Genomic DNA, 19,092 nt, shown 5'->3' on the forward strand with positions numbered 1-19,092 from the left:
CTCATCGCGGGGAGATGCTGATCGGCGCATCGGCGAAGGCGAGCACCTTCACCTGAGCCCCGGACGCCTTGGTGGGGATGTGGGTCAGGAACGCGTGCAGGCGGGTGATGGCGAAGGCCTTCGCACCGGTCTTGCCCGCGAGGGCGGCCTCGTTGGTCCCCGGCTCGAAGGTGACCAGCCCGCCCGGTGCCGACGCCTTGATCACGTCGACCACCGTGCTCGCCGTGAAGACCAGGACTCCCCCGTCCTCTGTGCGCAGCGCGTACCGGGGGAGCTCCGTGGCGCTCACCGTGCGCGTCAGCTCACGTCCCTTGGTACGCAACACGTTCCGGCCGACCTTGAACCCGTTCGCGAGCTGGTCGTCTAGTGCCGTGCTCTTGGCGAAGTCGTCCTTGCCCGTCAGGTCCTTCGCGTAGTGGTCGAAGATGGCCTGGCCGAGGTTCTCCGGCCGGACGAGCAGATCGGCGACGTCGGTGACCGCGGTCGCCGCGGACGCGCCGTTCAACGCGGGCGCGGGTGCGTCTTCCATCGGTGCGAGCGAGTAGGCGACCAGCCAGGGTGCACCCGGTTGCTGCTGCGTGAACACCGAGTAGGTGGGGCGCGGGCTCGGCACACCACCCTGGACGCGGTTGGCCGTGGCCACGAACCAGCGCGGGTGTCCCGTGCCCGACGGCACGATGAACCGGGGGTCGTTGCTGGTGATCAGCGGAATGCTCCGCGCCTGCTGCTTCGTGATGCGCAACCACGCCTCGCTGGTGGTGCGCAGCGGCGGTGCCTCGATCCGGGCGAGCGCCTCCGCGTTCAGCGTCGCGTTGACCTCGTTGTTGGCCCGGTCGTAGCCGGCGACCACCTCCGCCGCCTCCGCCGCGGAGAGCACCGCGGGCTGCCCCACGGCCGCGGCGGGTTTCTCGGTGCCGCATCCCGCGAGTGCGGCTGTTCCCATCAACGCCGCGCCGGCCAGTGCCAGAGCGGGAACCAGTCTGCTCATCGTTGCTCCGATCACTGCATCTGACGTCGTACGAGCTGGTGGAAGAGGCCATCGGTGTCCGCGAGCAGGTCCGCGGGCGAGCCGAACTGCTCGACCTGGCCCGCGTTCAGCACGATGACCCGGTCGGCGTCCATGACCGTCGACAACCGGTGGGCGATGACGATCCGGGTGGCGCGCAGGCGCTGGGTGCTCTCCGTCACGACGCGCTGGGTCTCGTTGTCCAGCGCGGAGGTCGCCTCGTCGAAGAACAGGATGCGCGGTTTGCGGATCAGCGCCTGCGCGATCACGAGCCGCTGCCGCTGACCACCGGACAGCGTTCCGCCATCGCTGAGGATGGTGTGCATCCCCATCGGCATCGCCCTGATGTCGGCCTCCAGACCGGCCATCTCAGCCGCCGCCCAGGCGTCGTCGATCGTGAAGTTCTGCGCGCCCGCGATGGCCTGGTAGATCGTGCCGGTGGTGGGCTTCGCCTGCTGCAGCACCACACCGCACTGGCGGCGCACGGCCGCGGTGTCCAATGAGGACAGGTCCTGGCCGTCGTACAGCACGGTTCCCGACACCGGTTTCTCGAAACCGAGCAGCAGTCGCAACAGGGTCGACTTGCCGCAGCCGCTGGGGCCGACCACCGCGACGAACTCGCCGGGCCGGATGTGGAACGACACGTCGTTCAGCACCGGAGGAGCGTCCTCGGCGTAGCCGAACGACAGGTGGTTCACCTCGATGTCGCCGGACAGCTCGCCGGGCACCGTGTTCGCCTCGGACACCTCGAGCGGTTCCGTGAGCACCGGCACGAGCCGCCGGTACATCGGCACGATCGCGATGACCGACGTGACCGAGCTGGTGAACTGCATCATCGACGTCAGCATGATGGCGAACGCGGCGTTGAACGCGAGGAACTCCGCCACGGACATGACGTCGCGCGCCGGCCCCGCGAGCGCGATGAACAGCAGCATCGTGCAGAGCGGCACGTAGGCCGCGTTGAACACGGTGACGATGTCCTGGTACCGGCCGACCTTCTTCTGGAACTCCTTCTCCCGCACGAAGTCGCCCGCCCAGTCGCCGTAGGCGCGGTTCTCCGCCGCGGCCACGCGCAGCTTCGGCAGCGCCCGCAGGGTCTGGAAGACCTTGTTCGCCAGCCTGTGGTCCAGCTCGAGCGCTTTGCCCTGCCAGCGCATCTGGCGCAGCCCCAGCACGACGAACACGACGATGCCGACCAGGACGAACAGTCCGGCGAGCAGCGCCAGCGGCACGCTGAACCAGAACAGCAGCAGGAAGTTGAACAACGCCAGCACACCCGAGTGCAGTGCCACCGAGCTGACACCCATCAGCACCGCGCGGATGTGCTTCACCCCGAGCGCCGCGCTCGCGAGCTCACCCGTCGAGTAGCGGGTGAAGAACCTGGCGGGCAACCTGAGCAACCTGTCCCACACCGCGGCTTGCAGGGTCGACTCGAACCTGCCCTCGATGCGCAGCAGTGCCACGTTCTCCAGCAACGCGAACGCCGCGGACACCAGGCTCGCCAGCACGAGCGCGAGGCACAGCTGGATGATGAGGCTGGTCTGCGCGTTCGGCACGAACTCGCCGAGCACCTGCCCCGTCGTGATCGGCACCAGCAGGCCGAGCAGCACCGCGACCGCCGCGGCGGTGCACAGGTTCCGCACGTCGCGCAGACTGCCCTTCAGTCCGAACGCCATGAGCTGCCAGCTGCGCACGGGCTTCTCCGGCAGCGGGAGGTAGAACATCACCGCCCGGCTCTCGATCTCCCCGGCGGACTGCGCCGTGACCGCCGTGCGCGCACCGGTTTCCGGGTCCACAGCCTCGTAGCCACCGCGCCGCCACAACAGGGCGACCGGTGCGTGCCCTTCGGCGCGGAAACCGACCAGCGGGCCGACGTCCGCCTGCCACCACCTGTCCTTCAACGCGATCGTGCGGGTGCGGAAGCGCGAGCGCGTCGCGATCCGCTCGATCGGGCCCACCCGGCTGTCCGCCTGGTCGGACTCCGGTGCGACGACGGTGATGCCGAGCTCACCCGCCGCCAGCCGGCACGCCGCCACCACCGGGCTGTCGTCGGTACCCAGCACCTCGCCGCGCATCGAGCCGTCATCGGGCAGCAACACCGTGCGCAGCGCCTGGTTCGCCCGGTCCCTGACCGCTTCGCCGGTGGCACGGCCCGCGGCGATCAGGTCGTTGCCCGCGCGGTCCTGGCGCTCCACGGCGCGGTCGATCTGGTAGAGGATCCTGGCCTGGAGCTTGAGCAGGTTCTCCCAGAGCAGCCCGTCGGCGAGCAGCCCCTCGGTGTCCCTGACCTTGAGCGTCGCGAACAAGTCGCACGACACCCAGTCCTGCGGGCAGATGGTGACCGACTCACCGGCCTCGCGTTCTCGCGAGGTTCCGTGCCCGCCCGCGCGCATCCGTCCTTTGAGGACATCGACCCACAGCACGCCGTCGACCGGCCGGGCGTCCTGCCCCGCGCTCATCTCGACCTCGGTGCCCGGCAGCAGCGGCACGAACTCCCTCGGCGGCAGACCGTCGCGGACGAAGTCCATGAGCACGACCAGGCCGAGGTCGATGCCGTGCGCCAGCGCCTTCTCCTCCGGGCTGAGCCCGCCGCCGTGACGTTCCCACCGGTCGCGTTGGGCCGCGACCAGATCGCCCACCCGCAGCCTGCTGAGCCCCGCGTCCCCGACCGGACGGGCGACCAGCGTGTGCTTCGGCCCGCGCACCGGCGCCGACAGGATGGTGCCCGCCCGGACCCTGCCGATGAAGTGCCACCTGCCGCCCTCGCCGGTGTCCACGGCGAACACGTCGAGCTCGCCACCGGTCACCAGCCACAGGGTGGTGCGGCCGTCCAGTGGCATGCGGTGCGCCGCGGGCAGAGCCACCTGCTCACCGAGGTGCCCGAGCAGTTCCACGGCGTCCGGGTGCACGAGCTGGGTCATGATCAGTGCTCCTTGATCAGCGCGGCGTACCTGCCGCCTGCCGCGACGAGGTCGGGGTGCCTGCCGCGCTCGACCACGACTCCCTTGTCCAGCACGAGGATCTCGTCGCTGTCGCGGATCGTGGACAGGCGGTGCGCGATCACGATGCACGCGCAGCCGCGCCGCCGGACGTTGTCGGTGATCCGCAGCTCGGTCTCCGAGTCCAGCGCGCTGGTCGCCTCGTCGAGCACGAGCACGCTCGGGTTGCGCACCAGCGCGCGGGCGATCTCCATGCGCTGCCGCTGTCCTCCCGAGAAGTTGCGGCCGTCCTGCTCGACCCGGCTGTGGATGCCGCCGCGCCTGCCGGAGATCACGTCGTAGATCGCCGCGTCCTTCAACGCGGTGATCACGTCCTCGTCCGGGATGGACTGGTCCCACAGCGTCACGTTGTCCCGCACGGTGCCCTCGAACAGGCAGATGTCCTGGTCCACGAACGTCACCGACGCGGCCAGCACGCTGCGCGGAACGTCGGCGCGCGGCACGCCGTCGATCTGCACCTGCCCGCCCCACGGCCGGTACAGCCCGGAGATGAGCCGGGTCGCGGTGGACTTGCCGCTGCCGGACCCGCCCACCAGCGCCACCTGCTCACCGGGACCGACGGCGAACGAGAAGTCCTCCAGCAACGGCTTGCCCAGCGGGTTGTAGCCGAAGGTGATCCGCTCGAAGCGGACGTGTCCGTTGAGCCGCTTGACGTCTTCGGGCTCCGGCACCGCGTCCAGCTCGTCGGGCGGGAAGTTCTCGACGTCCCGCAGCCGCGCGACGTCGACGCCGAAGTCCTGGATGCGGCCCGCGACGCTCGTCAGCCGGGCGATGGGCGCGCTGAACGACGTCACCAGCGTCTGGAACGCCACGAGCACGCCGATCGAGATGTGCCCGCCCACCGCCTGCAGGCCGCCGATGAGCAGGATCATGGCGCTGTTCAACGCAGCCAGTGCCGGTGCGACGACCGACAGCATGGCGCTGGGTGTGCCGAGCTTCTGCTGACCGGACAACACCTTCGCCTGCGCGCCCGCCCACTTGCGGAAGTACTCGTTCTCACCACCGGTCGCCTTGAGCGTCTCGATCAGCTCCAGCCCGTTGTAGGACACGGAGAGCAGGTGCGCCTCGTCGGCGGCGAGCTTGTTCACCCCGTTCGCGCGGATGCGGACCACCAGGCGCAACGCGACGATGTTGAGCAGTGCGATGGCCACGCCGAGCACGGTGAGCTGCGGGTTGTAGCTCCACAGCAGGCCGGCGTAGACCATCACGACGAGCGCGTCGATCACCACCGTCGACAGGTCGCGGGCCAGTATCTCCGCGACGTCGTCGTTGGACCGCATGCGGTTGGTGACGTCCGCCGGGCTGCGCTGGGTGAAGAACCCGACCGGCAACCTGAGCAGGTGCCGGAAGAACCTGGCGCTGCTCAGCGTCGCGCTGATCGTGCGCGCCCGCAGCTGGAACGACTGGCGCAGCGCGGTGGCGACGAGGGTGATCCCGATGGTCGCGGCCATCAACGAGAAGAACGGCAACAGGATCGAGGTGTCCCCGCCGAGCAGGACCGAGTCGACGTACGCGCGGGTGAACGCAGGAGTGGCGATGCTGACCACCACGAGCAGCAGGCTCGCCAGCACGCTGAGCGCCAGCAGGCCGCTGGTGCCGCGCATCCGGGCGGGCAGCCCCGCCAGCAGACCCGGTGGCTTGCCACCCGGCCGGAAGTCCGGACCGGGCTCCATGCCGAGCACGATGCCGGTGAAGCTCTCGTCGAACTCCGCGGCCGTGACCGTCCGCCGCCCCTGCGCGGGGTCGTTGAGGAACACGACCGGCTTGCCCCACCGCTTGCCGACCCCTTCCAGCACCAGGAAGTGGTTGAACTCCCAGAAGACGACGGCGGGTGGCTTGATCCCGGCCAGTGCGTCGGGGTCGGTCTGCAGGCCCTTGGCGACGAGGCCGTAGCTCCGCGCCGCCTTCAGCAGGTTCGACGCCTTCGACCCGTCGCGGGACACCCCGCAGACGACCCGCAGCTCCTCCAGCGGCACGTACCGCTTGAAGTGCGCCAGCACCATCGACAGCGACGCGGCACCGCACTCGACGGCTTCCATCTGCAGCACGCTCGGCGTCTTCACGGGCTGGTACGTCTTGCGCGGCTTCCCCTGCGGCACAGGCGGTTGAGCCGCCCTGGGCGGAGTGATCGTCGCGGTCATCTAGAGCACCACCCAGTCGATCGGTTTCACGGAGCTCAGGTGCACGGCCCCGGTGACGAGGGTCCTGGAGTCGATCCGGTAGGGTGGACCGTTCTGCGTGGACCAGCGGTAGCCGCTGGCCGTCTCACCGTCGGTCAGCCGCACGACGACCTTCAACGGCTGCCCGAGCGAGGTGAACCGCTCACCGAGCTGGTCGTCGCCGAGGAAGTCGGAGATCTGCTGCCTGCTCTCGGCGAACTGGCCGACCGACTGCACGGTTCCGCGCAGCACACCGAACTCCTGCGCTGGTGCGGACTGCACGGACAGGTCCACGGTGCTGTCCTTGCGGATCAGCCCGGCCTCGCCCGCGGGCACGTACAGCACGGCGACGAGTCCATCGGCCTGGTCCTCGACCCGCTCGATCACGGCGAGGTCGCTGCCCGCGGCGATGACCTGACCGACCTTGCCGAGCATCGCCGTGACGCGCCCGCCGGTCACCGACCGGATGATCTCCGTGCGGTCGCCCGCCTGCACCGTGAACATGGGCGTGCCCTGCGGGAACGTGTTGCCCTGACTGACGAACACGCCCGTGATCTGCCCGGCCACCGGACTCTGCAAGGAGAAACTGCCCTGCAGGTGGGTGAGGATCCCTGACGCTCGCACCGTGCGCGGCAACGTGCCCACGGCGGCCCAGATGCCGCCGCTGACCACCACCGCCGCCACGACCGCGAGCGCGATCCAGCTCTGCGGCCGGGCCAGCCGGGCAGGCACGTCCAGTTCGTCCGGTGCCTGGAGCTTGGCCAGCGCCTTCTCGCGAAACCGCATCGCGGTTACTCCGTTCTTCTCGTCTGGTCGTTCGCGGTCAGACCGACTGACAGCAGCAGGGTGTGCAGCAGTACCCGCTCACGCCGCCCGCGAGGTCGCCCAGTTCGTCGTCATCCAGTTCCCTGGTGTCCACCTGCGGGATGTGCGGCACGTAAAGCACGTAGCGACCGGTGAGGCGGCCGTTGTCCCAGAGGTGCACCTGCGTGTCGAGATCGGGATCGGCGTCGCGCGAACGGATGATCTCCACGCGCGTTCCCGGCGCGGTCACCAGACCGTTCTCCGCCAGCACCGCCCGCGGATCCGACTCCAGCCGCTGCGAGAACTCCTCACTCGACCACGCCTGGGTCAGGATTCGCGTGTAGCCGCTGATGAAAGCGGCCTTGTCCCCGATGTCCACAACCCAACTCCTTCGCCGGTGAATCGAACGCAATTCGAGCACCTGATTTCGCAGCCCACAACCGAAAGATTTGAGTTCGCCACACCGAGAGAACAGGAGATTGGCTCTGTTTCACCTTTTCTCGGTACGCCGATAAATAGCTTTCCTTCGGTTGACTCGTGCACCGATTTGGCGTTTTCTTGTTTCACCGGCGCCGATTCGAAACGGCGAGGATGAACCACTCGAAATGGAGAACAATCATGGCTGACAAGTCGAACGACATCGAGATCGACCCGACGGCGCCCGAAGCGCAGGTCGAGCTGGACGAGACCGCTCTGGAGGACGTCGCAGGCGGCGGCTACGGCACGAGCACCAGGGTCGAGCACAACGACGCCGGCATCCCCAACGCCCGCATGTAGTTCTCCTGGAGTCGGCGGTGGCCGTCCCGACCTCGGGACGGCCACCGCAGGTACTTCAGCCGGTGGCGCGTTCAGGACGCGTCGAACGCCGCAGAGCGGACACCAGTCCGTCCCTACCGGCGATACCCAGCTTGCGATAAGCGTTGGTCAGGTGGATCTCCACGGTCCGGCGCTGAACGAAGAGGACCTCGGCGATCTCCCGGTTGGTCCTCCCCTCCGCGGCCAGCGTCGCGGCACGGCGCTCCGACGCCGTAAGTCCATCCACATCGGACTGACGACTCTTGAGCCTGCGCCCTCCCGCGGTGGCGAGCTCGGTGCTCGCACGACGGGCCAGCGTCGCCGACTGGCACTTCTGCGCCAGGTCGAGCGCGGTGTGCAGCACGCGGCGAGCCGGGACCGGCCGTCCTGACCGGCGCATCGCCGCGCCGTAGTCGGTCAGGCAGCGAGCGAGCGCCATCGGGGCGTCCGCCAGCGACACGGCCTCTTCCAGCAGCGCCAACCCTCGCGGCCCGCCGACCACCACGCCGTGCGCCCGGAGCGCGAGGCCGAGCGGCTCGGCGGCACCCCAGCGGCGAGCGAGCTCCACCTCCTCCGCCGCGTGCTCGCGGGCCTCCTGCGCCTCTCCCAGCTCCAGCAGCGCGGTGGCCGCTTCGGACCGCCACGGCACGACGGCGGGGTTCGCCACCTCCCACGAGGCCAGGCGGGCACCGGCGGCGAGCAGGTCGCGCACCCCGGCGGCCGGGTGACCGGAGGCCACCCGCAGCCTGCCGCGGGCGAACAGGAGCTCCACGCCCGCCCAGCTCCGGCGGATCTCCCCCATCAGGTCCGCGCGCTCCAGCAGACCGGTCGCCTCGTCGTAGCGGCCCATGTCGACGAGGATGTGCACCAGGCGCGCCAGGTACTCCACGGCCACGCCCCTTCGGCGGTCGGCACCGCAGTCGACCAGCAGATCCACACCCGCGTGGGCGTCCTCGAGCGCCGCGGCCGGCCTGCCGAGCCGCCGGATGACGACGGACCGCGCTGACCGGGCCGCGGCCAGTGCGGGCCGATGGCCCCAGCGTCGCGCGCCGTTGACGAGCGAGTCGCAGTGGGCGAGCGCGTCCTCCAGCCGATCGGCGGCCGCGAGCACCAGCACCGCGCGCACCGCGGACGTGGCCGCCTCGGCGTCGAACGGAACGTCCGCGAGCGCCTGCTCGGCGAACGCCACCGCGGCCGTCCGCGACCGGCCCAGCCACAGTTCGCGCAGTGCGAGCAGGCTGAGCGACCGCGGGTCGCCCGGCGCATCCGCCCGCAGCTCGTCGAGCCGCTCGAGCGCGGATCCGGCAGCGGGTTCCAGGTGCAACCGCAGCGCGACCGACCGCGCGTCGTCGGTGTCGCCTGCCAGCTCGACGCCCTCGGGATACCGGCCAGTGAGAACGAGGAGATCGGCCAGCAGCACCCGCTCCGCCGACTCGCCGAGGTGCCGGACGGCCGCGGGGAGGTCGAGGTGCGCCTCGGCCTCGCCGAGGTCGGTGATCACAGCGGCGCGCTCGTCCGGTGGCAACGGCTCGTCGAGCGCCCGCCGCAGGTACGCGATCGCGATGTCGGGGTGGCCCGAGCCGAGCGCCTCCCCGGCCGCGTCGCGCAGGGCGCCGGACACCCAGGGCTGTGCGAGCGGTCGCGTCGCGAGCAGTCGTTCGGCCACCGAGGTCGCGGGCGCTCCGCTCTCCCACAACAACGCGGCCGCCTGGGAGTTCACCGCTTGCAACGCGGTGAACGGCAGCTCACCCGTGATCGTGTTGCGCAGCAACGAACACGTGAAGTCCAGCTGCTGCCCGGCCAGCCGGATCAGGCCCAACCGGCTCAGCGTCTCCGCCACCTCCGCCACCGTCGGCGGGTCGATGCCGGTGACGTCGGCGATCCGCAGCAGGTCGGCCTTCCCGTCCAGCGCCGCCAGGGCGCGTGCGATCGCCAGCGCGTGCGGGGAGACGCGCCGGAGCCTGGCTCTCAGCGCGGGTTCCAGCCCAGGAACGGCGATGTCCGCCACCGCCGCGTCGGCAGGCACGACCGAGCGCTCCGCGAGCGCCTCGGCCAGCGCCGTCAACAGCAACGGGTTCCCGCTGGTCGCGAGCAGGCAGGCCGTGACGAACGACGGTGCGGGGGTGGCCCCGAGCACGCGTTCGAGCACGGTCGCGGCTCCGGCCGGGCCGATGGCCGCCGGACGCAGCTCACGCGAGCTGCCCGCCAGCACCTCGTCCACCAGCGCGGGATCGGAGCACGGCTCGCCGGACGCGGTGGCGAGCAGCGCCACCGGCATGCGCTCGATCCGCTGCGGCACGGACGCCAGCCAGCGCAACGACGGGCAGTCGGCCTGCGGCACGTCGTCGACCGCGATGAGCACCGGCCCGGTGGTCGTCAGCTCGGCGAGCGCCTTGTTCAGTTCGTGGAGGTCGGCGAGCGCGGCGTCGGCGACGTGCGGCCGGTGACCGACGAGCACCGGTGCCGGGGAGAGCTGGGGCAGCACCGGTTCGAACAACCTGCCGACCAGCCCGAACGGCAGCTCCCGCTCCGCGTGGCTGCCGCGGGCCAGCAGCACCGTGAAACCCTCGCGCCGCGCGTTGCTCACCGCCGCGTCGAGCAACGCGGACTTGCCGCTGCCCGCACCGCCGTACGCGGTGAGCATGCGACCCTCGCCCCTCGCAGCGGCGTCGAGCAGCTCGGCGACCGCCGCGGTCTCGTGCTCGCGGTCCACCAGTCCTGCATTGCCTGTTCTCATCAACACCTCACGGCAGCAGCTTTTCCCAGAGGTCCGGAGGATGCGATGAAGTGTCACTAATCGCCATCAGGGTAACCCGCACTGTTACGACGACCGCCGCATTTCACCAAGTGAATTCGGTTCAGCAGCGCCAAACGAGATGGACTGGAAATGTGTTCGCGGCCATACCGAAAAATTAGGGCCGCCCACCGAGAAAAACATCACCGACCCGGTCGGCCATCCACGCCGCGACCTGCACGCGGGACCGAAGTCCCAACCTGTCCCGAACGCTGCGAACCTCTTTTTCGACTGTGCGCAGGGACACACCCAACTGATCGGCGATGTCCTGGTTGGTATGTCCCAGTGCCACCAAAGTCGCGACCTGGTGCTCGCGTTGGGTCAATGGCAGTGCGGAATTCGTGACGGTGTCGACCGGCTGGATGACATCGGGGTCGAGTGCGTACGCGACGACGCGTTCCACCTCGAACGCCCGGCCCTCGGCCACCGCAGCATCGGCGCGGCTGGTGGGCAGGGCCTCACGCGCCGCGGCCTCGGCTTCGCGCACCAGCGCGAGCCAGCGTTCGTCGGCCGGGCGGTTGTGCTCAGCACCGATGCGTTCGGCGGCCGCGATCAGGCGCAGGCCGCGGCGGGGATGCCCGGTGCGCACCGCGACGAGCGCGAGACCCTCGAGCGCGGGAGGGACGCGTCGCAGGTCCGCGGCGAGTCCGTCCCTGAAGTCCGCGGCGGCGCGGTCGGCGTCACCCAGCTCCAACGCCAACAGCCCGGCCGTGTGCCGCGCCGCGCTCACGGCACTCGGAGTCGCCGTGGCGCGGATGACCGGGAGCGCTTCGCCGAGCATCCGCGCCGCGTCGTCCAGCTCACCGGAGAGCAACGCCGACCAGGCCAGCGCGTGGAGACACGTCGCGGTGGCGAGCTCGTCACCGCGGCGCCGGGTGATCTCCAGGCACTCGCGCAGTGCCGCCAGCTCGGCCACCGAGTCGCCGCGCAGGCCCCGCTGTTCGGCCGCGGTCAGCAGCAGCCTGGCCAGCAGGGCAGGTCGATCCGACCGCCGCTCGAGCGCCACCCCCGTCTCCGCGAGCCGCACCGCGGTGTCGTGGTCGCCGCACGTCCAGGCCAGCTCGGACGCCTCGAGCAGCGCCAGGCCTCGGTGGGGCGCACCGGGGGCGCACCGCTCCAGCGCATCCCGCGTCCGGTCCGGGGCTTCGCCGGTGCGCGCGAGCGCGGCGGTCAGCAGCAGCCGCTCGTCCGAACGCGCCCACCCCAGCGCGTGCACGAGGTTGTCCCGCTCGTCCCGCAGCCGCTCGACGAAGGCGGGCCGGAACACGGCCTGGTCGAGGAGCGAGCCCGCCAGGCCGGACAACCAGCCGGTCAGCCGGTCGCGTGTCGCGCCCTCCTCGCCGGCGGCGGCCAACCGCGCACACCCGAACAGCCGGATCGGCTCCGGCACGCGGAACCTGGTGCCGCTCGGCATCACCAGGGACTTGGTCCGCAACGCCGCGATGGTGCGGCACACCCGCTCGACCGGCAGGCCGGGGCCCGCGCACACCGCCTCCGCGGCGTCGATCCCGAACCCGCCCGCGAACACCGACAGCCGGTGCAGCACCGTCCGCTCGTCCTCACTCAGCAGCTCGTAGCTCGACTCGATGGCGGCGTGCAGGCTGCGGTGGCGACCGTGCCCGGTGCGCGAGCCGGTGGTCAGCGCGAACAGCTCGTCGCCCAGCCGGTCGGCGATCACCGCGACCGGCAGCAGCCGCACCGTTCTGGCCACCAGCTCGACGGCCAACGGCAGACCGTCCAGCCGCTCGCAGATCTCCACGACCGACGCGGAGTTGGCCGGGGTCAGCTCGAAGTTCACGGCGGACGCCTTGGCCCGCGTCAGGAACAGCTGAACCGCCTCGCTGCCCAGCAGGTCGGCCTCGGACGCCCGCGCGGGCAGGCTCAGCCCGTGCAGCGCCAGCACCTCCTCGCCGGGCGTGCCCAGCCGCTGCCTGCTGGTGACCAGCACGACCACGTCCGGGCAGCCGCGCAGCAGATCCTCGACCAGCGCGCGGCACGCGTCCACCACGTGCTCGCACCCGTCCAGCACGAGCAACGTCCTGCGCTCCGCGAGTGCCGCCACCAGCGGCCCGGTCACCCCCACCACGTCAGCCACGGCGGCCGGTACACCACCGGGTTCGCGCGCTGAGACCACGTCGACGACGTGGACGCCGTCCGGGAACGAACGATGCACCTGGCCCGCCAGCTCACCGGCCAACCTGCTCTTCCCGGCACCCGCGGTGCCCACCACGGTCACCAGCCGGGTCCGGCGCAGCAGCCGCGACAGCTCGGCCAGCTCGTGGTCCCTGCCGACGAAGCGGTCCGGCCAGGCGGGCGGGCGGCCCGCGGTGCCCTCCGCGTCACGACGTTGCCGGTAGGCGCGCTGACGGCAGGCGTTCGAGCAGTACCGCTGCGGCCGGCCGAGGTGGGCCGGTGTCGTCATGCGAGCACCGCAACCATTGCACCTCAATGCATTGCCGTTCACGACGTCGCTGGTCATCGCAAGGGGAAAACGTATGACGCGGCAGAACCGTTCAGGGCCAGAACGTCTCATTTGGACGTGTTGCCAGGAGCGTCCACGGGCGAGCAAGGTGACCCGGAATCCCGAACGCGTTCCCGTTTCCCCGAGGAGCTGAGAGCAACCTTGCCGTCTGATCATTTCGTGGGCCGTGAGAGCGAGCTCGCCGACCTGTCCGGGCTGATGCGCGGCGAACGCCTGGTGACCCTCGCGGGTCCCGCGGGCGTCGGCAAGACCCGGCTGGCCGGGCAGCTCGTCGAGCGCGTGCGGCGCTCCTTCCCCGGTGGCGTGCACGTCGTCGAGCTCGCCTCGGTGTCCGACGCCGACCGGGTGGCCGACGCGGTGGCGACGGCGACCGGTGTCGAGGAACAACGCGGCGTGCCGATGACCGAGTCGGTCGCCGCCGCGTTCGGCGATGGCAAGCTCCTGCTCGAGCTGGACAACTGCGAGCACGTGATCGATGCCGTCAGCGCGCTCGTCGAGACGCTGCTCCACCGGTGCCCGCGCCTGGTCCTGCTGACGACGAGCCGCGAGGTGCTGAACACCTCCGCCGAGGTCGTCTACCAGCTCGACGGACTCGCCGCGCCGGACGCCGTCCGGCTGTTCGCCGACCGGTCGGGCTCCGGATTCGAGCTGACCGAGGACAACGCCGAGGAGGTGGCGGCGCTCTGCGCGCGGCTGGACGGCCTGCCGCTGGCGATCGAGCTGACCGCGAGGTCGGTCCGGCACCGCCCGCTCCCCGAGCTCACCGCCCAGCTCGACGAACACCTGCTCGCACTGACCAGAGACCCGTCCACACCGGACCGAAGACACCGCAGCCTGCGCGCCGCGATCGACTGGAGCTACTACCTGCTGAGCAGCGGCGAGCAGGCCGCTCTGCGCCGGCTCTCCGTGCTCGCGGGCGATTTCGGACTCGAGGCCGCGGACGCCGTGTGCGCCGACCTGGAGCTGTCCGTGCTGGAGACGCTGGCGAAGCTGGAGGCCAAGTCACTGGTGCACCCGGCGCCCGGAGACGGTGACGTGGCGCGCTTCCGGCTGCTCGACTCGATCCGCGTGTACGGCCGCGAGCGGCTGCGCGCTCACGACGAGGAAGCAGCGGCGCACGACCGTCTCGACAGCTGGCTGTGCGATCTGATCAGCAGGCTCATCGACCAGCGCGCGCACGCACTCCGGCAGCAGCTCATCGACGAGCGCGAGAACGTCTGGAACGCGGTCGAGCGAGCCCGTGGCGACACGGGCGACCGCCAGGTCCTGCTGGCCTGCGCACTCGCCATCGCGACCATGTCCGTGCGCGCCAGGGACGTGCTGTCGCACGCGCTCGAGGTCACCGACCCGGAGTCGAAGTACCGGGGGTACGCCCTGCTGCAGGCGGCCTGGCTGGTCGACTGGCAGGCCGAACCCTCGGCGCCGCTGCGGTTCGCGCAGGAGGCGCTGGAGCTGGAACGCCGATGGGAACGGCCGTGGATGCTGACCCGGCTGCACACCGTCGCCGCCATGGGGTGGATCCACGTGGGGAACAGCGAGGCCTGCGTCAGGTCCCTGCGGGAGGCCGAGCGGATCGCCCGGTCGCTCGGCGACCACTTCAGCATCGCGGCCTCGCTCGAGCTGCTGACCTGGAACCTCCTGTGCGCCGGTGAAGTGGACCAGGCGGCGGAGCTGGTGGACGAGCTGCTCGCCGCCGCGGGCGCGTCCGACGACCCGGAGGCGATGTGGGAGACCCTGGGCACCGCGGGGATCATCGCGATGCAGCTCGGTGACCTCACGACCGCACACCACCGCTTCACCGAGTCGCTGCGACTGAGCGGCGTGTGGCCGCGGGTCGGTCTCATGGTCGAAGGGCTGGGACTGATCGCCGCCCGCTCCGGCCGGGCCGAGCGCGGCCTGTGCCTGCTGACCGCGGCGCGGGAGTCCCGGCGGCACGTCGAGAACATCCGCAGCGGTCCCGTCGGCACCTGGTGGCAGGACCTCGTGGCGGAGGGGGTCTCGGACGCTCTCCGCACGGTGCCCGCGGGCCTCGCCGACGCCGCGGTCGCACGAGGCCGGGCGCTGACCGCCGTCGAGATGGTCGAGTTCGCTCTCGACGCCGCCGCGAACCGCCCGAACGACACCTCCACCCACGCCGGAACGCCGCTCAGCCACCGCGAGCAGGAGGTGGCGGCACTGGTGGCGCAGGGACTGACCAACGCCCAGGTCGCCGGTCGGCTGGGCACCTCCCTGCGCACCATCGAGGCACAGGTCAGGAGCATCCGGTTCAAGCTCGACCTCGGCTCACGGGCAGAGGTCGCCGTCTGGGTGACGACTCACGCGGCGGGTGTGCCGAGCAGGAACTCGCCGACGCTCGACTCGCTCTCGTAGTCCAGTCCGGCCACGCGACCGAACAGGTCGGAGTCCCCGCCTCCCAGTGCGCACGGCGCGAGGTTCATCGCGGTGGCCACCAGGTACATGGCCGACATCAGCACGCCGACGTTCTTCAGCGTGAGCGCGTAGCCCATGGACTCGTACTTCCACATCACGCGGCCGAACCTGGCGGTGATCACGAACAGCACCTGGGGTCGCGCGGCCGTGCCCGCCGCGGCCGCGGCGCCTCTCGCGATCCCGCGCACCACGGGGCTGTCGGCGGCCACCAGCGTGAGGTGGTGGAGGTTCGGGTCGTAGTGGTGCAGACCCGGCGGCACACCGGCTACGTTGCCCACCACGGGATAGATCTCCAGCTCGTGCAACGCGCCACCGGACGGGTGCGGCCGGTCGGCCAGCTCGACGCCGTCTCGCGTCACCGTGCTCCTGGTGCGCGCGGTGCGGTGGAGGAACTCGCCCAGCTGCGTGGCGGTCATCGGTGCGGCGTCATCGTGTTCCCGCACCGATCTCCTGGTCTCCATGACCTCGGTCAGCCGCGGGTCACGAGCGGCCACAGCGGCCGGATCGGGCCGCGGCAACCGGTGCACCCGCCCCGGCCGCACCGCGCGGTGGGCGGGCGGTGCCGGGAACCTCCGCGTGGCGCCCCACGGCAGGTCGTGGCGGCCCTGCCTGGTGCGGGCGTGGAACCACAGCTCGTGCGGGCTCCACTGGGCCAGTGCGACGTCGGTGTCCTCTTCGGACAGTTCCGGCACCGCGAGGCCGCACTCCGCCAGCACGGCGACCACCACGGGGTCGTCCAGCCGCAGCAGTGCGGGATCGTCCACCTCCACCGCGAACCCGCAGCGCGGTGACTCCACGACCAGCCGGGAACCGTTCCTGCGGACCAATGCGAACCGCGACAACACCGAGGTGCCCTTGTCGTTGCGGCCCATGGCCGCCCCCAGAACCGCGGCGGCCGTGCCGGTCGGCCGACCGGCGGGCACGACCGTCAGCACCGGACGGTCGTCGCGGAGCAACGTCGCGGCCAGCCAGTTCCCCCTGTGCAGCTGGGCGAGCAGCGCGTACGCGAGCGGCAGCTCCTCCACCGCCCCCGCGAGGAGCTCCTGCTCGTCGCACTCCCGTTCGGCGACGGCGTCGAGCAGCAGGCGCTGCCCCGAGGTCAGCACGCCGAAGGACTGCCCGCCCGACGGGCTCACCAGCCGGGTCGCCCCGTCCTCGCCGGTCCGCACCCGAGCGGCCGCGCGCAGCCGGATCACCGTGCGCAGGCGGGTGGTCATCCCGTTCAGAAGAACACGCTGATCGGGTTGCACGCCGACTCCGCAACCGGCTCGTCCACCCAGCCGAGTGCGGCCGGAACGTCGTACAGGCGCCCCGGCGCGAGACGACGCCAGAAGTGCCGCAGGCCGGGGACGACGACCTTGACGACGCTCAGCTCGATGTCCGGACGGCTCTGGTCGCACACGATCACCTCGAGCCCCGCCCGCCGCGCGAGCTCGACGCACGAGCGCACGTCCTCCGCGAGATCGCCGGTGCGGTCCAGGTCGTGCACGGGCACGTGCTTCGCCTCCGGATGAGGCGCGAGCCACGGCTGTTCGGCCACCAGGACGGTCCGCCACCAGTCCAATGTGGAGGAGTCGTCCTCCCGGTAGTCCGCACCACCACTGGAGGTGCGCCCGGACACCGCGGGCAGGAACTGGTTGTGCTCGGTCAACGCCCGCACCACGGCGACCCGCGCGTCCAGGTGCGCGCCGAAACCCACGAGCACGTCCTCGACCGGGTGATCGACTCGCCGCGACACGGCGGCGAACACCGGGATGCCCAGGTCGGCGGTGAGATCGAGCACCCACAGCTCGCGCCCCACTCCGGCGAGGTGGTCCCGCAGCGCGTCGACGTACGGATCGCCGAGACCGTCCAGATCGACCCCTGGGCGACGGGCCCGGTTGTACCACCACAGTGCGACGGCGTCGCGCTCGACCAATTCGCAGAACCCTTGCAGCACGGCCTCCGCGACGGTGTTGCCCGCGGCGTTGCCGTTGGCGTCGGGCGAGCAGAACGCGGACTCCACCAGATCCGGGTGCCCGAACCAGGTGTGGGCCGCCGGCAGCAGCCGTTCCCGTTCGTGGGTGAGCGACCACGCGGACGTCCACGAGATCGGCCGCGCGGGATCCAGCCGCTCGGGCACCTGGTGCAGCCTGCCCGCTGCGGAGCTGTTCCACTGCTCCCGGTCCGCGTACTGGCGCGGCGAGAACAACAACAGGTCGTCGACCCCGACCGCCTTCTCGCGCCCCAGTTCGGCGAAGCTCCCGCGGATCACCGGGTAGTTGTCGCGCCACACGCCGCAGTACCGCTCGATCGCCTCGCAGACCGCGCTGGCCTTGGCCTGGGCCTCGGTCGGCCCCTTGCCGCCGCTCTGGCCGCGCAGGGTGCGCCGCAGCCCGTCGACGCTGTCGCCCTGCACCGCGAAGTTGTGCCCGGCGGTGTAGCTGAAGATCAGCTCATCGTCCACATCGGACAGTTGCCGCACCGAGCTCACCACGCCGAGCAGCCTGCCGACGTGCTTCTCCAGTCGCCGGGAAGTCGACTCCGGAGGTTCGACCCGGTAACCGCCGTCGGTGGTGAACCACGCGGGCCGCGACGAGAGCCGCACCTCAGCGGGCCGACGCATCAGGTCCGGCTCGCCGCACCCCGCGCACTGCGGCTGCTGGATCAGCTGGTGCCGCTCGGAGGTCAGTCCGGCGACGTCGAACGACAGCAGCACCCCGTCCAGCGCGGGCAGCTCACCGGTCACGACCGCGGTCACCGCGGCACCGGCGATCAGGTGCGTCGCCACGCCGATCGAGTGCGGCAGCGCCGCGCGCGACGTGCGCGGCGCGTCCTCGCCGGTGGAGCGGCGCAGGTACTGCCCGACCGGCCGGTTGCCGTCCAAGCGCTCGCGCAGGCACCACCAGCACCCGGTGACGCCAGGCCGGAAGTGCGGCCCCACCCAGATCTCGGCACCGACGGGTTTGGCGAGCAACCACGACCGCCCGGCCGTGCGCATCGCGGCGTCGAGCTCTCCCAGCCGCGGATCCAGGTAGTCGTCCGCGAGCACGATCGTGAAGTCCGCCGCGGCCACCCGCTGCCATGGCGTTATCCGACTCCGCACCCCCTCGACCGCCAAAGCGCCTGCCGTGCCGAGGACGTCGACCTCGCCGACCGCCGTCAGTGCCACCGTCGCGCCGCCGAGCACGCGGGCGGCCAGGCCGGGGTCGACGCCACGGGCGTCCCACGCGGCCGTCGCCTGGACGGAGACACCGTCGGGCAGGCCATCGGCGAGCAGGCCGAGGCGCCGGAACTTCGCCAGCGCACGCAGGCACTCGGCCAGGCTGGCCCGGTCGCCCACCGCGGCCGCGATCTCGCCGACGCTGCGCGTGCCGTCCAGCAGCGGGACGACGGCCACCTCGCCCTCCCCGCGCACAAGGTGGTGACCGCTCTCGGAGAGCAGGAAGACCTCGTCCGGAGCCACCACTCGTACCGCGAGATGCGACCTCAGCCGCGGTCGATCGTCGGGGTGCACGTTTCCTCCCTCGCCCGGCGCGTCACCAGCACATCGCGCTCCGTCAGCGGAGAACAAGGAAATCGCCAATAGAGTGCGGAGTTCGTTCCGGTACCGCGCCTCGGCGGCCGGTGGGCGGGAGTTGTTC

General features: G+C 71.2%; 11 protein-coding genes. 2 read left to right on the forward strand and 9 right to left on the reverse strand.

Annotation, left to right across the window (positions count from 1 at the left end):
• Window position 1: 1 nt before the first annotated feature.
• Genes FKR81_RS20105 through FKR81_RS20125 form a run of 5 tightly spaced genes read right to left on the reverse strand, consistent with a single transcriptional unit; the run spans window position 2 to window position 7,347 of the window.
• Complete coding sequence (locus FKR81_RS20105) at window positions 2-988, reverse strand: hypothetical protein (RefSeq protein WP_146353641.1); 987 nt, start codon at window positions 986-988, stop codon at window positions 2-4.
• An 11-nt stretch (window positions 989-999) separates the two neighbouring features.
• Window positions 1,000-3,927 carry an NHLP bacteriocin export ABC transporter permease/ATPase subunit gene (locus FKR81_RS20110; RefSeq protein ID WP_146353642.1) on the reverse strand — a complete coding sequence of 976 codons (2,928 nt, stop codon included), beginning with the start codon at window positions 3,925-3,927 and terminating at the stop codon, window positions 1,000-1,002.
• Between the two features lie 2 nt (window positions 3,928-3,929).
• The gene (locus tag FKR81_RS20115) at window positions 3,930-6,146 is read right to left on the reverse strand and encodes an NHLP family bacteriocin export ABC transporter peptidase/permease/ATPase subunit (protein ID WP_146353643.1); all 2,217 of its coding nucleotides are present in this window, start codon (window positions 6,144-6,146) and stop codon (window positions 3,930-3,932) included.
• The gene (locus FKR81_RS20120; protein ID WP_146353644.1) at window positions 6,147-6,950 is read right to left on the reverse strand and encodes an HlyD family efflux transporter periplasmic adaptor subunit; all 804 of its coding nucleotides are present in this window, start codon (window positions 6,948-6,950) and stop codon (window positions 6,147-6,149) included.
• A gap of 37 nt (window positions 6,951-6,987) precedes the next feature.
• Window positions 6,988-7,347: a hypothetical protein gene (locus FKR81_RS20125; RefSeq protein WP_146353645.1), complete on the reverse strand. Its 360-nt coding sequence runs from the start codon at window positions 7,345-7,347 to the stop codon at window positions 6,988-6,990.
• Window positions 7,348-7,586: 239 nt separating this feature from the next.
• On the opposite strand from FKR81_RS20125, the gene FKR81_RS43645 reads away from it, so the two are divergent.
• Entirely contained in the window at window positions 7,587-7,745 is a 159-nt protein-coding gene (locus tag FKR81_RS43645; RefSeq protein ID WP_186763066.1) for a hypothetical protein, read from the forward strand.
• Between the two features lie 55 nt (window positions 7,746-7,800).
• Here the strand turns inward: FKR81_RS43645 and FKR81_RS20130 are convergent, their stop codons facing one another.
• Window positions 7,801-10,476 carry an AAA family ATPase gene (locus tag FKR81_RS20130; RefSeq protein WP_407936535.1) on the reverse strand — a complete coding sequence of 892 codons (2,676 nt, stop codon included), beginning with the start codon at window positions 10,474-10,476 and terminating at the stop codon, window positions 7,801-7,803.
• Window positions 10,477-10,675: 199 nt separating this feature from the next.
• Window positions 10,676-12,979 carry an ATP-binding protein gene (locus tag FKR81_RS20135; RefSeq protein WP_146353647.1) on the reverse strand — a complete coding sequence of 768 codons (2,304 nt, stop codon included), beginning with the start codon at window positions 12,977-12,979 and terminating at the stop codon, window positions 10,676-10,678.
• Window positions 12,980-13,198: 219 nt separating this feature from the next.
• On the opposite strand from FKR81_RS20135, the gene FKR81_RS20140 reads away from it, so the two are divergent.
• Window positions 13,199-15,409, forward strand: a complete 2,211-nt coding sequence (locus FKR81_RS20140) for an ATP-binding protein (RefSeq protein WP_146353648.1) — start codon at window positions 13,199-13,201, stop codon at window positions 15,407-15,409.
• On the opposite strand, the gene FKR81_RS20145 is transcribed toward FKR81_RS20140, so the two are convergent.
• Window positions 15,355-16,686, reverse strand: a complete 1,332-nt coding sequence (locus FKR81_RS20145; protein WP_146353649.1) for a SagB/ThcOx family dehydrogenase — start codon at window positions 16,684-16,686, stop codon at window positions 15,355-15,357. The genes FKR81_RS20140 and FKR81_RS20145 overlap by 55 nt on opposite strands.
• Before the next feature lie 5 nt (window positions 16,687-16,691).
• Window positions 16,692-18,965, reverse strand: coding sequence for a TOMM precursor leader peptide-binding protein (locus tag FKR81_RS20150; RefSeq protein WP_146353650.1), 2,274 nt, complete (start codon window positions 18,963-18,965; stop codon window positions 16,692-16,694).
• Between the last annotated feature and the right edge of the window lie 127 nt (window positions 18,966-19,092).

The organism is Lentzea tibetensis, from assembly GCF_007845675.1.
Classification (GTDB): domain Bacteria; phylum Actinomycetota; class Actinomycetes; order Mycobacteriales; family Pseudonocardiaceae; genus Lentzea; species Lentzea tibetensis.